This is a genomic window from Pseudomonas sp. GW456-12-10-14-LB2 (assembly GCF_002884345.1).
In the GTDB taxonomy this organism is placed as follows: Bacteria; Pseudomonadota; Gammaproteobacteria; order Pseudomonadales; family Pseudomonadaceae; genus Aquipseudomonas; species Aquipseudomonas paraglycinae.
Window position 1 is genome coordinate 23,529 of the sequence record NZ_POHV01000025.1, and the last position, 13,772, is coordinate 37,300.

Consider the following 13,772-nt stretch of genomic DNA (forward strand, 5'->3'; position numbering starts at 1 on the left):
TTCATGCCCGGCACACACTCATTCGCCGGCCAGTTCACGCAACTGCGACAGGGTCTGTTGATCCAGTTCGATTCCTTTGGCCAGTGACTTGGCCCGCTGCAAATGCCGCCGATCCCCCGGCAAACGCTTGAGCCCGACCCCGTGCATCTGCCGCACAAGTTCCTGACTGCGTTCGGCAAAGCTTTGCCCGGCAGTCTTGCTTGGGTCGATCACGATCAGCAACTGACCGGTCCACGGGGTCTTGGCCCCCGGATGGTTCTTCCAGTCGAACTCGAACGAGAAATTGCCGCCGGTCAGCGCGGCGGCCAGCAGCTCGACCATCATCGACAGCGCCGAGCCTTTGTGCCCGCCAAACGGCAGCAATGCGCCGCCTTCCAGAATCGCTTTCGGGTCGCAGGTCGGCTGGCCGAGGCTGTCGACACCCATGCCCGCCGGCAGCTTCTCGCCCTTGCGCGCGGCGATCTGCACGTCGCCATGGGCGATGGCGCTGGTGGCCAGGTCGAACACGATCGGCGCACCGTCAGCCCGTGGCGCGGCAAAGGCAATCGGGTTGGTGCCGAACAATGGCCGGTCGGCGCCGTGGGGCACCACGCATGTCATGCTGTTGACCACGCTCAACGCTACCAGGCCTTCATCGGCGAAAGGCTCGACGTCCGGCCACAGCGCGGCAAAGTGATGGGAATTGCGGATCGCCAACACCGCGATCCCGGCACTGCGGGCCTTTTCCACCAGCAGCGCACGTGCTGCCGCCAGCGCAGGCTGGGCAAAACCGTTGCCGGCATCGACGCTGACGAATCCTGAAGCCACATCCTCGACTTTCGGCACAGCCTTGCCGTTGACCCAGCCGCTGTTGAGCGTCGAGACATATCCGGGGATCCGGAATACGCCGTGACTGTGCGCACCGTCCCGCTCGGCATTCGCGCAATTGGCGGCCAGCGTTCTGGCGACTTCGGCGGAGGTGCCGTGACGGGTGAAAATCCTTTCCAGCAATTGAGTCAGCTCGTCCAGGAATACCGTGGACGAGACCGCATGATCGTGTGGCGCAGACATCTGAAGCTCCAGAGTAATTATTGGAGGGAACAACAGCGAACGAACAACCCGCCTGAGGATTAACCATGGCCGGCCGGTTACCTGTCAACCCCGCAATATTTATCTACCACCCTCGCCTCCGTCACCCGCACTAGCCTTGCGTCTCGACCCATCGGCGCCTGCCAGCATGCGCCCCTCATCGAGACTCGATCATGTCAGCCCCCATCAAACCCTTGTTGTTCCCCGAAGTCTTTGATTCCCCCGGACTCTGGACCGAGCTGGGCAAGGCCCATGGCCTGTCGGAGCACGAATTCAGATGGCTCGCCCATGCAAAGCTGTCCACCCATGCCTTGCGCAGCCAGCAGACCCCGGCCATGCGCGCCGAGCACATCCTGCTCAATGTTGGCAAGGAAATGCCGCTGCCGTTGCCGGGTGCGTTCGTTCTCGGCGAGACGCCCGTCAATAAAGCCCAGATCCTGTACACCGTGTATGACGGCCTCAAGAAGTACCCTGACCGCGCCGACTTGAAACAACAGTTGGAGCAGCGACTGAACAATCCTGACGACCAGGCCAATCTGTTTGCGTTCCTGTCGTTGCCGCAACGCAAGCGGCTGTTCGATGCCGAAAACATAACGGTGTCGTTCAGCCTCATCGAAGGTGATGTATTCGATGAAAACACCGCGGCCATCCAACAGGGGCAAGTTCTGAATACGCAGGCCATGCGTGCGGAGCTGGAGCAGTTGCCGACGCTCAATCATCTGCTGGAAAGCATTCTGGATGAATTGCTCAAGTCGCATTTCGGCAGCCTGCAGCAAAACCGTACTCGTGTAGGTTTCTACACCCTGGACGATGCCACCGGCGCCGATGCCGCGACGCCGACCAGACACTGGCTCGACTCCATGAGTCTGAGCGATGCGGTGCTGTTGCATTACCGGCATCAACAGTGGCCGACCGCCGCACTGCGGGAGTTCAGCAACCCAGGCAGATCCGTCACCAAAGGCGATCAAGCGCAATGGGAAGAGGCTGTCAAAAGCGCGTCCGGCATGTTGCCAGCGCTGCTTTTCCGGCAACTGGAACACTATTGGAATGCGGCATCTGCAGACGGCGCGCCGCGCCGCACGTTCTTCGCCGACGTGCTGCAAGACCAGGCACGCAGCGAATGGATGATCAAACGCGAAAGCGGCATTCTCGATGCAACACAGTTCAACGCACTGCATCAGCTGATAACGCACGACGCGCAAGGCCCGCAACGCCCTCTCACCGAAACCGTGCGGCTCTGGGAGCACGAAGCCAACTACGTCGAACTGGCGGGGTCGCTGATGATCAGCGCAAGCCAGGCATTTCTTTACACGCCGGTGCAGGGCCTGCAAGTTCTCACCGACTACAAAGACCTGAAACAGACGTTGCAGAGCAAGTTCATTGCCAAGGGCCACGAAGACGAACTCTACGGCCTGCTCAGCCTTGACGAGCGCAACCGGTTTCTGGGTTTCGACCAGCCGCAGGTGTCGGGAGACCGAATCATCGGAGAAATCTTCAAGATCCTCTTCGAATTGATCATCACCAAGCAGCGGCAAAACATCGAATACGCCTTGCAAGTGTTTCGCCACAGCGATGGCGCGGTGAATCTGCACGCCCTGTTCGACAAGAGCCTGGACATCCGTTCGATGATTCATGAGCGCTTGCTGGCGCTGGACAGTGCAGGTCGATGGAGCACGCATCCGGTGTTGGCAGGCAACCAGCAACCCTCTCAGGTACTGGCAGACAAGGCGCGCGCGTCAATCAAGACATTCAGCAGCGTCGAGGGCCCGCTTGTCGCGATGCTCGAAACACAACCCATGGCGCATCAGGAGGCCCAACGGCCGTTTCTCGAAAGCCTGAAGTCAATGCTTGCTCATGCATGGTTTATCGGTGTCACCGGCGAAGCCCGGTTGCGGGTGCTGGGCGACAGCCTGTCCGCCTCCGTACAGGCAATTGTCAACACCGTGATCAACGCTGATCAGCCGACCCGTGCGTTGCGGCACTCCCTCGAGGGCTTTCGCCCCGATGCCTATACACTCAGCCTTGAGTCTTCCGGTCAGCAGGATCTACTGCCGCTCGCCCACTGCCTGCTGATGACCGAGCGCGGCGGCCTGGATGTCAGTCATTCCGGGCGGGCGGTGATCTGGACGCCCGCGCTGGGCCTTGAAGTGTTCGACACTGTCGCCGCTGCACGGCGCATGCTCGATCAGCGGCTGCTGCACAGCGTGCAGCGTCTGTCGTTGCTGGAAAACCTGCTGCCCGCGCAGTTCCAGCCTCACCAACGCTACACCCTTGGGGCATTTCAAATCATCGAACACAACGTGCTGCACAATCGCATGCAATCAGCCATCGAGCATTTTCTAGGGCGCTGCGAACAGGTGCGCACTCGCGTGAAGGATCCCGTCAAGCGCAACAATGCCCTGACGAAACTGCGCAATCAGGCTTTTCACACCAACCTCAAACTGGCGACGGCCCATGCCCGGGCCATTGCCACACAACAGACCTACCCGGCGTGGCTGGGCATGGCAGCGAACGCGGAACAGAAACTGCACGTCGAACTCATGGAGCAGTGGCGCCAGAGTGTCGTCGACGACAAGGACTACCTGACAGGCGTGCCGACGCTGGTCAGCCATGTCGAGCAGACCTTGAAATCATTGCTCGACAGTCGTTTCCCCAAGAGCGGGCTCAATCCCTGGCACATTCAGATAACGCCCAATCTGGCGCTGGCCGGGCCTGCCAGAAACCTGGTCGAGTTTGCCCTCAATCACATCAACATCGCCCAGGACACCGGTTTCAAGGTCACCTCGAAAACCACCCAGGCGCTTCCGGACGGGCTGAACCAAAGCGCTGTGACACAACTGCTGCTGTCCCTGGCGATACCGACCACCTACAGCGACAAGGTCCGTGACGCGCTATCGACGACATCAGTGGCGGGTATGGCCCGGCAGCAGGTTTTTTTCCGCCAGGTGCCCTGGCAATTGCTGCAACACGCTCATGCACTGAAACTTCAGCAGCATTTGTCCGAGAAGGCCTTCAGTTACATCCGCCAGGTACTGGACATGCCGGATGCCATCGCCCGCGCCGCCGTCGCCGGGACACACGCGATCGTGTGTCCGCTGTCATTGATCAAGACGGAAAAGGCCAACGCCGTCGAAGCATGTGGACTGTATGTGCTGGCTCCCGGTACCGGGCACAAAGGCCCGCTGGTGCTTTATACCCCGTATGCCGAGCAGGCCTTTCACGAATTCCCCGATGAACAGGGTCTGATCGCCGCCCTGAATATTCCGGGGCTGCTGCAGAACCTGTTGTTCCGTCGTCTGCCACCCACACAACGCGCAACATTTCGCAGCCTGTTCGCCGACACCCTCGGCCAGACCAGTGAAGTAACACTCGATTACCGCCCGATCGGGGGCAACCTGCTGGAGCGGCTGTTTCAGTACAACCTCGATGTGTTGAAACAAATGCTCGGGTCGCAGAAAGACAGCGACGGGCAATCCGACTGGGACAACGCCAAAGTCCTGTTCAGTGACGACATCAAGCAGGTCACGGACATGCTGCAAGGCAAACTCGCCTATGGGCGCTTTCTCTGGCAAGCCTACGACGAATTCAAGGACTCGGCCGAAGCCCTGCAGAATCATCATTGGAAAAGAGCACTGAAATCTTTTATCGACGGCGCGGAGCAGATGGTGCTTGTCGGCCTTTTGCCGGAAATGTCGGCTGAACGCACGAGCGCCGAGGTCGGCGAACAGACGCTCGCAACCGGCACTGGAAAAGTCGAAAACCCGATTGCACCGACCTTGGCCGAGATCGAAACCACCTCGCCACAACGCACACGCCTGCAGCCTTTCGAGGCGACGGATGTCGCGCTCAAGAACCTCACGTACAGCGCGGCTCAGGGCGTCTATCAGAACGCCGCGAACAACCGCAGCTATGCGGCCGTTGATGGCAAGGTCTACCGGGTCGTCAAGCAGGGTTCGGCCTGGCAATTGGCCAAAGCTGAGGAACGCGGCCCGTTGCTGTTGAAAAGCGGTTCGCGGATGGTACAGATCGCGCACGGCCAGACCGTTCATTTCGGCAAAGCCTTCTCCAGAATGCTGGAGCACAACAAATACACGCGCCTGCGCCGCACGATGCTCAACATCGAAGCGCACGGCATGGAAGAAATCACTCGACGCTACCCTGAAAAAGCGCGGGTACTCGGGCACGCAGTGGGGCTGGCCCGGGATTATGCGTTCAACTGCCTGCACAACCTGGCGATTCTGGACATAACCGCTGTGCCCGGTGGACGGGTCAACCGGTTTCTCATGGAGTTTTTTGATGTCCCGCGTCTCACAACGCAGATCCTGGCCAGGATAAAAACCGCGATCTTGCCGATCTGTAACGCCCTGGTAGATCCCGCTGATGATTTGCTCAACACCGACCGGTTCATCGTCGGTTCGACCAACTGGTTCCACGACGTGATTGCGTTTGTCCTCGATGGCGATCTGCAGAACAAGGTTCATTTCACCCAGCACTTTTTTGACCAGGACCTGGGCGACTACGTCCCCGTCGTTGCTCAAGGGTTTGATATTGACGGCCATGCGCAAGCCGAAACCCTGATCCACGAACTCGCCCATCAACTGAGCAACGCCTGGGATATCGCAACCGTACGCGGGCGTGAGCCTTTCTGTGACCTGATATCGGCGGTGACACCCGACGGTGCGAAGTTGCTCCGGTCGTTGCAGGACGAACGGAGAATGGCGCTGTCACTGGCCACACCCCGGGCACAACTGTTTGCGGAATGGAATCCGGATCGCGCGATCTGGATCGACTTTGACAGAATTCCCGAAAAAGAGACCACGGCTGCGGAAATTTTCAAGCAAACGAACAGTACGACAATGAATGAGGCGCGCAATGCGTTCATGGATCAGCAGTCATCGGATGCCCGTGTCGGCGTCATCTTGCACAATGCCGACTCGATCGCGCTGCTGATCTGCGAAGTCGGCCGCCAGCTGGATCCTGTCCCTACCGTCTGATCCGCAAAAAAAATGCGCAGGCTCGACACCTGCGCATTGCTCGACAACCGTGAGACTCAGTCCTTCTGATCACGCAGGACGTTGCCCGAAGCGCCGTCGATGCGGAATTCGTACACCACACCGTCAGCCTTGCGCCCTTCCCCTTTCCAATAGCCGTCATTGTCGGCCTCGATCTCGTAGACCTCGACATAACCGGCCTTGGTCTTGACGATCTCGATGGCCTTCTCGATGGTGATCCATCCTGCGCCAGGACGGTCAGCCAGTGCCGCGCCTGCACTCAGAAGACTGGCGGTGGCGACGAAAGCGGCCAAGGTTCTTTTGATCATTTTTTCGCTCCATTTATGGTTAATGTTCACGAAACGTCCTGGTTTTTGGGGCGTCTGAGCGAAAAAAAGTTCCACGTTTGATGGGTAATTGCCATGACGGTTGTTCTCGGCACCTGTCCCCCAAGGTTAGAATGCGGGAAATCAGGATGAGTCAATGACCCAGAACACCCTCTCGGAAGCCGAATACGATGCGATCACCGATGCCGCCGCGCATTGGTGCATGCGTCTGCACGCCGTCGATTGCACCGCTGAAGAGCGGCAGGCGTTCGACCAGTGGCGCGATGCGCACCCGCTTCACGCGTTCGAATATGAGGCGATGCTGGAGATCTGGGATGTCGCCGAACATTTGCCACGCCCGGAACCTGCGGTAGTCATACCGATCACTCCGCCGGCCCGGACGTGGCGCCAATACGCGGTGGCCGCCTCCGTTTGCGCGCTGGCGCTCCCGCTGGCGGCCTGGACCGGGTGGAATCTGGGGTGGCTGCCCAACAGCTATCAGCACTTCGCCGCCACCGACAATGTGCGCCACGTCACTTTGGGCGACGGCAGTCAGGTCGAGCTGAACCTCAACACCGAACTGACCTACAGCAATTACAAGGACGAGCGTCGCGTCACCCTGAAAAAGGGTGAGGCCTTCTTTGAAGTCAGCCATGACCTGAGCCACCCTTTCGTCGTCAGGGCTGCAGAAGGCAGGATTCGCGTCACTGGCACCCGTTTCAACGTCTGGATGTATGAGGATCAGGTGAAGGTCAACTTGATCGAAGGTTCGGTACTGGTCACCAGCAACGCTCAGCTGCCAGGCGATGGCTTGCGCCTCGGCCCTTCGATGCAGGCTCGCTACCGACACGGCGACTTCATGCCGCAAATCAGCCAGACCTATGCCAGCGACACTTCGCTGGCCTGGCGCAACGGCAAACTGGTAGTCGACAACCTGGCGCTGAACGACGCGCTGCCGTTGATCAACCGTTACCTGGACAAACCTCTGATGCTTGCCGATAGCGCGACCGGATCGATCCGGGTTGGCGGCATCTACAACATCAAAGAGTTGAACAGCTTCGCAAGCTCACTGCCCAAAGTCCTGCCGGTGTTCCTGACCCGCAACAAGGACGGCAACCCGGTGATCAACCCGATGCCGCAGCAACCGCCAAAAAATTGAAGGCCGGTCCCGTGAGGGAGCGGCCTTCTGCTTTTGCGGTTATCGACGGGTTGAACAGCTGATTACTGCGCCGCGACTTTCCCCGCCTTTTCCAGATCATCACGCACGGTCTGCACCTGATACTGCGGATCTGCCTTGATCTGCTGCTCGGTGAATGGCAACACGCTCCACTGTTTCTTCGAGAACGCCTCGGTCTGGTCGCGGGAATACTTCGACGCCGGATCACTGGACAGCGAGAACGCCAGCAAACCCTGGGCATGTGGCCCCTTGTCGTCGAACGTCACGACTTGCAGGTAACTGGTGCCACTGACCACCTCCAGCTTGCCGTCTTCACGGGGCACGCTCTGGATCGCGTTGTAGATGCCCAGCGTGCCCGGGCCACCGTGAATCGGCGTTTGCTGTCCTCCACTGCTGACCACCTGCACATCGCCCCAACGGGTTTTCTCGGTCAGGCCCATTTTGGTGGCGGACTCGGCCGACGCCAGCATGGCCTCGCGCAGTGCCTTGGCCACTTCCGGGTTTTCAATGGCCAGCCCGCGCGGGGTGTGTTGCGCATCCTTCGGATCGAACGCCACACGCCAGGCCTGCGGCATTTCCTGCATCGCTTGCATGATGGTCTGGAAATGCACCAGCCCGATGCCCGACTCCAGATTCGCCCGGCCGTCCCACGCTTTCAGACTGCTGCACACCGATTTCAGCGCTGCCTCAGGCTGGGAAGCACAGAACTTCAACAGATCCGGCACCACCTGAGTCGCCAGGAACACCTGATCGTCCATCACCATGTGTTGCAGGTCCTGCACCGACACCGGGCCTTTCTTGCTCAGGGTCGCCAGACGATCCAGCGCAAAGCGCGAGCGCAGGCCCAGAGGCTGGCCGTCCTGACTGATCAGCGGCGAGAAGCCGGTCAGCGGTTGCGCCGGGTTGGCCAGCCACGCCGAGTCGTTGGAGTGCTGGACGAAGTCCTTGCGCAACAGCTGCGGCAGTTGGCTGGACGCGTAAATGCCCTTCTGTGCGGCTTGCGGGTCGATGTCCCAGGCGCAGGCGCTGCTGGAGCCGTCGAGCACGATCATTTGCAGGCCCATACGCGGGTCGCTGCACCTGGCCAGTTTGTCGGCACTTACATTCGGCACCACCGACAGGTTCATGTACAGCGTCTGGCCCTTGTCATCCACAGCCAGGGTGTTGACCCACGGGATGCCCTGGATGGTATGCACCGAATCCTGCAAATCCTTGAGATTGCCGGCGCGGTTCATGGCGTACCACTGTTTCAGCACCCGGTCGTTGTCGAGGTTGGCATCGCGCAGGCTATAGGCGTACTGATTGTTCCAGTCGAGCTTGCCAGGCCACTGCACGATCGGGCCGAACTGCGAACTGTAGACATCCCGCTGGACCGGCACCACCTGCCCGTCCGCTTGTTTGACCTGCACCGTGACCGTCTGCTTGTTCATCGGCAGGGACTGGCCGTCGAGCAGATAATGGGTCGGATCCTTCGGATCGAGTTGCAGGCGATAAAGCGTGAAATGCTTGGACGAGTCGACGGTGTGGGTCCAGGCCAGGTGCTGGTTGAAGCCGATATTGATCATCGGCAGGCCCGGCAGCGCCGCGCCCATCACATCCAGTTTGCCAGGAATGGTCAGGTGCATCTGATAGAAGCGCATGCCGCCGACCCACGGAAAATGCGGGTTGGCCAGCAGCATCCCGCGGCCATTGAACGAACGCTCGCTGCCGACCGCCACCGCATTGCTGCCACGGTCGAGCGCGAAGCGTTGCAGACGCGTGTCCGCCAATTGGTAAGCACGCGCATCGTTTTCAATCTGCGCAGCGGCCTGTGGCGGTGTAGCGCCCGCCAAAGCTTCGGCGAACTGGCCGACACCGCCCTCGACCAGCAGGCGACGGGTCAGCTTCACCAGGTCTTCGGCAGCGATGTCGCGCACCCATTCACCCTGGCACTGCTGGGGCAGTCCCTGCTGACGGCGCTCGGCCAGATAACGGTTGTAGCCGGCGGCATAACCTTCCACCAGATCACGCACTTCCACCGGTTGCGCCTGCCAGAAGGCATTCACGGCCTGCGGCGTGTTGAGCCACTGGAAGAACACGTCGCTGACGCGGTTCTCGCGCTCTTCGACGGTCAGCTGCTCCGGCCCGAAATACCGCGACCGCTCGCCATTGACCGTCACGATCTCGTTGGCCAGCAGACAGAGATTGTCCTGCGCATAGGCATAACCGATGCCGAACCCGAGACCACGTTCGTTTTCCGCGCGGATGTGCGGTACGCCAAAACCTGTGCGACGGATATCGGCGCCGGTCTGGCCGGAAGGGCTGAACGCCTGCGCCGACAGACTCAGCCCGAGAAACAGGCCGGCAAGGGTCAGTCCGGTGAATTGCCTGGAAATAGTCACGCTCGCTCCTGATCGAAATGCCGAAGAGCGAACCGCCCGCCACCGTGAACACGTCGGGCCCGGCTCGCTCTGAAATCACCCACGCGTCACGCGCAATGAGCCTGTCCAGAAAACGAAGCCGCGGAAAAAAAATTTAGTCAGCCACACATCCGTCTCGAACCGTAATCACGGGGAAAAGACGAAACGACGACAAATTTTCTACATTTTTCGCTTCATGATTTGTCGAGCTGAAACGTCTTGTTTAGAGAGAGCACAAAAAACCTTTCCTGATCAGGCTCTGAAAGGAGTAATCGCATGTACAACCCACCCCTACCATCGGAAGGTAGCCAGACCCCACAAGGAGCGCCCATGGGTTCGCACGTCGACGTATTCGGGCAACGGGTCGAGCGTCACGGCAATGAGCGCATCCGTTTGCTGCTTAAAAGCTTCGGCCTGCGCACCAGTCTGATTCGCCTCAAAGTCATCGACACCCTGCTGGTCGCCGCCGAGGACGACCGGCGTCTGGGTGTGCGTGGCGTGCATAGCCAGCTGCTGGATCTGGACATTCCGTTGTCCTTCCTCAGCGTTCGTGAAGTGTTGAAGCGTCTGTGTGCCGAAGGCGTGATCACGTTCAACGACGACAAGAGCTACAGCCTCCATCCCCAGGCTGCCGCGGTGCTCAACAACGATTGAAGCACCCGGCAGACGCCGTCAGGGCTTGACCTTGCGGCGCATCACGCCGTTGATCACCACGACCACCACAGCCACACCGATGGCGATGTACTGGAACGTTTGCTCGCTGAGCTTGCCGGCGTTTTGCAGCCAAGACAGGCCGAGCATGATCAGCAGTACGGCGACGGCGATCAGAATCGAATATATCAAGCGTTGCTTATGGGTCATTACAGGTTCCTGAACCGTTGGAATGTATCGGGTTTGTATCGGCGTTGATGCCATGCACATACCGTTTGACGGGGATGCGCCGCGGTAAACGGGGTCTCATGTTACAGCCGATGAAGAGCTTTGGCTTCAAACGGCGTCAACCATGAGGATCCTTGAAATGCTGCGTCGAATCACCTGGCTGATTCCTGTCCTTGCACTGCTCACCCTGAGCGGCTGCATCATCTTTCCCCACGGCGGCTGGCATGGCGATCATCGCCACTATGGGCCTGGCCCGGGCTATTACTACCATCGTTAAGTCATCTCACGGAAAGGATGCCAGCGTCCGTCCGTTCAAATGCAACAACGGATTTAAGCGTCAGGAAAAATGCCCACAGGAATGTGGGCTTTTTTTATCGATCGGCGATCAATGCTGTAGGGCGCTTCACCTGTGCAAGCAAGAAAGTCTCCCTCTGCAACATCACGCATAACGAAGTCACAGACCGTCACACCAACGACGTAGGAACAATGACTTCCCCTCCCTACCCTTTGCGCTCCCTCTCAACTGTCCAGGAAGCGCATGCAAAGAACTCTCATCAACCTCCCGCCACGCCGGGCGCTAGGCTTCTGTCTGGCCATCACGCTGTTCGAATGGCTGACCTACATGGCCAGTGACATGCTCATGCCGGCCATGCTGACCGTCACCCGGGATCTCGAAGCCGATGCAGCTCACATCCCCAACGCGTTCAATCTTTACCTGATCGGCGGTGTCTGCCTGCAATGGTTGATCGGGCCGCTGTCCGACCGGTTTGGCCGGCGTCCGCTGCTGCTGAGCGGTTGTGCGCTGTTCGGCGTGACCTGTGCGGCGGCTGTCGCCACGCCCGGCATCGAAGTGTTCAACGCCCTGCGCCTGTTGCAAGGCATGGGCCTGGGGTTTGTCGTGGCGGTCAGTTACCCCGCGCTTCAGGAAGTCTTCTGCGAGGCCGATGCGGTCCGCCTGATGGCGCTGCTGGGCAATGTCGCCCTGCTTTCGCCCCTGCTCGGCCCGCTGATCGGCAGTCTGCTGCTGGAGTGGCTGAGCTGGCGCGAGTTGTTTCTCGGTCTGGGACTGATCGCGGCACTGACCTGGATCGGACTGCATGTCTGCATGCCGGAGACGATCGGCGTTGTCCGCCACGATGGTAGTCAACAAGCACCGATTCCTTTCTCATTTCGCCAGATCAGCAGTCGCTACCTTGCACTGCTGCGCAATCACCGGTTTGTCGGCATCTGCCTGGCGCTGGGCTTGATGAGCCTGCCGCTGATTGCCTGGATCGGACTGGCGCCGCTGCTGCTCGTGCAGTTACTGGGACTGACCACGCGCGAATATGCGCTGTGGCAGATTCCGGTGTTCTCGGCGGTCATTGTCGGCAATCTGCTCCTTGATCGACTGCTGGCCTTGCGGGATCTGCCGCAACTGATTCGTCTGGCGCTCTGGCCGTTCTGCCTGGGTTTGCTGACCTTGATCGTCACTGCACTGACCAGCCTGTCTCTTGCGGGCTTGATGACCGGCCTAGCGTTGTACGCCGTGGGGCTGGGCATGAGCAACGCTGCACTGTACCGGCTGGCACTGTTTTCCAGCGATGACAGTAAAGGCCTGGTGTCTGCAGCAATCGGCATGATTTCGATTGCCGTGATGGGGATAGGTGGTTCGCTGATCGCTGCCATCGGCGGCGGTAGCCGTGTCGAATCCTTCGCCCTCTGGGCGGCACTGGGCGGTCTGCTCAGCCTGCCCCTGCTGTACCGGTTTCTGCCACACGTCCCGGCAGATTCCGCCTCTTCAACATAACGACAAGGACGCCTGATGATTCACTTCCCCCACAGCGACGCGCTCTGCGCGTTGACGCAACCCTATTGCCCGGATTCCGTGCCGGACGGACTGTTTAACCAGGCCATGGCCGAAATCAGCCGGTTTCACAGCCAGCACACTCCGGGATACGAACACTGGTTGAATGCCAACGGCCTGAACGCAGGTGACCTGGACCACTTAGATGACTGGTCACGCCTTCCGCCGATCTTCGCCAGTTATTTCAAGCGCCAGGTCCTGCTCAGCCCCACCGGGATGGACGCGCTGGAACTCACCTCCTCCGGCACCAGTGGCGAGAAAAGCCGCATGCGTTACGACGAACGCAGCCTGGGGGCGGCCCAGAACATGGTCGAGCGGATTTTCCAGCACTATGACTGGGACACCCCGCACACTCCGTGCAACTACCTGCTGCTGAGCTATGAACCCCAGGGCAGCATCAGCCTGGGAACGTCATTCACCGATCAGTTTCTATGCCGCTTCGCCCCCGTCAATCGTGTGGCCTACGCACTGCGCGGTACGGGCGGTGGTCATGAATTCGACGGCTTTGGCGTGATCGCTGCCTTGCAGTCCTTCGCCGAAGAAGGTTTGCCGGTGCGGATCTTCGGCTTCCCGGCGTTTCTCTGGCAGACCCTGCAACGCATGCAGGCGACCGGGATGGCTGATCTGCAACTGGCGCAAGGCTCGTTGACGCTGTTTGGCGGCGGCTGGAAAACCCACGCGGCGCAAGAGATTCCCCGCCAGCAACTGTACGAGCGCATTCACCGCCAATTGGGCATCGAGATGTCCCGCTGCCGTGACGGCTACGGCGCCGTCGAGCATGCGGTGCCTTATCTAGAGTGTGCTCAGCACCGTTTCCATGTACCGGTCTATTCGAAGGTTTTCGTGCGCCATCCCGCTGACTTTACGGTTCAGCCTTACGGTCGTCAGGGCTTGCTGAGCTTTGTCTCGCCTTACATCTCATCGAGCCCCGCGCACGCGGTGGTCATGAGCGATCTTGCCACCCTGCATCCAGGCGCCAGTTGCGGCTGCGGGCTGACCGGCGACTGGTTCGAACTGCATGGCCGCGCCGCCACCACGGCCGATCGAAGCTGCGCCCTGGCCGCCTCTGAACTGCTGGGGAAGCATTGA

General features: G+C 59.9%; 10 protein-coding genes. 6 read left to right on the forward strand and 4 right to left on the reverse strand.

Translation table 11 applies throughout. The annotated features are described in order from the left end of the window. Positions 1 to 18 precede the first annotated feature (18 nt). Entirely contained in the window at positions 19 to 1,050 is a 1,032-nt protein-coding gene (locus C1X29_RS18085; RefSeq protein ID WP_102718025.1) for an Ldh family oxidoreductase, read from the reverse strand. 191 nt (positions 1,051 to 1,241) lie between these two features. On the opposite strand from C1X29_RS18085, the gene C1X29_RS18090 reads away from it, so the two are divergent. After that, positions 1,242 to 6,062, forward strand: coding sequence for a DUF6543 domain-containing protein (locus C1X29_RS18090; RefSeq protein ID WP_102718026.1), 4,821 nt, complete (start codon positions 1,242 to 1,244; stop codon positions 6,060 to 6,062). Between the two features lie 56 nt (positions 6,063 to 6,118). On the opposite strand, the gene C1X29_RS18095 is transcribed toward C1X29_RS18090, so the two are convergent. Then, positions 6,119 to 6,388, reverse strand: a complete 270-nt coding sequence (locus tag C1X29_RS18095; protein ID WP_085745803.1) for a PepSY domain-containing protein — start codon at positions 6,386 to 6,388, stop codon at positions 6,119 to 6,121. A gap of 154 nt (positions 6,389 to 6,542) precedes the next feature. Between C1X29_RS18095 and C1X29_RS18100 the strand changes: the two genes are divergently transcribed. After that, entirely contained in the window at positions 6,543 to 7,544 is a 1,002-nt protein-coding gene (locus C1X29_RS18100) for a FecR family protein (RefSeq protein WP_102718027.1), read from the forward strand. Positions 7,545 to 7,606: 62 nt separating this feature from the next. Here C1X29_RS18100 and C1X29_RS18105 read toward each other — a convergent pair whose 3' ends face one another. Continuing rightward, on the reverse strand, positions 7,607 to 9,943 hold the full coding sequence (locus C1X29_RS18105) for an acylase (RefSeq protein WP_102718028.1): 2,337 nt from the start codon (positions 9,941 to 9,943) through the stop codon (positions 7,607 to 7,609). A gap of 294 nt (positions 9,944 to 10,237) precedes the next feature. On the opposite strand from C1X29_RS18105, the gene C1X29_RS18110 reads away from it, so the two are divergent. Continuing rightward, positions 10,238 to 10,615 carry a fe2+ zn2+ uptake regulation protein gene (locus tag C1X29_RS18110; RefSeq protein WP_085745805.1) on the forward strand — a complete coding sequence of 126 codons (378 nt, stop codon included), beginning with the start codon at positions 10,238 to 10,240 and terminating at the stop codon, positions 10,613 to 10,615. An 18-nt stretch (positions 10,616 to 10,633) separates the two neighbouring features. On the opposite strand, the gene C1X29_RS18115 is transcribed toward C1X29_RS18110, so the two are convergent. Then, entirely contained in the window at positions 10,634 to 10,822 is a 189-nt protein-coding gene (locus C1X29_RS18115) for a hypothetical protein (RefSeq protein ID WP_007957552.1), read from the reverse strand. 157 nt (positions 10,823 to 10,979) lie between these two features. Between C1X29_RS18115 and C1X29_RS29440 the strand changes: the two genes are divergently transcribed. The 3 genes from C1X29_RS29440 (at position 10,980) to C1X29_RS18125 (ending at position 13,772) form a co-directional block, all read left to right on the forward strand. After that, positions 10,980 to 11,117 (forward strand): hypothetical protein, encoded by a 138-nt coding sequence (locus C1X29_RS29440; protein WP_007957554.1) that lies wholly within the window; start codon positions 10,980 to 10,982, stop codon positions 11,115 to 11,117. 261 nt (positions 11,118 to 11,378) lie between these two features. After that, positions 11,379 to 12,626, forward strand: coding sequence for an MFS transporter (locus C1X29_RS18120; protein ID WP_102718029.1), 1,248 nt, complete (start codon positions 11,379 to 11,381; stop codon positions 12,624 to 12,626). Positions 12,627 to 12,641: 15 nt separating this feature from the next. Continuing rightward, a complete protein-coding gene (locus tag C1X29_RS18125; RefSeq protein WP_102718030.1) occupies positions 12,642 to 13,772 on the forward strand; it encodes an acyl-protein synthase in 1,131 nt (376 codons plus the stop codon).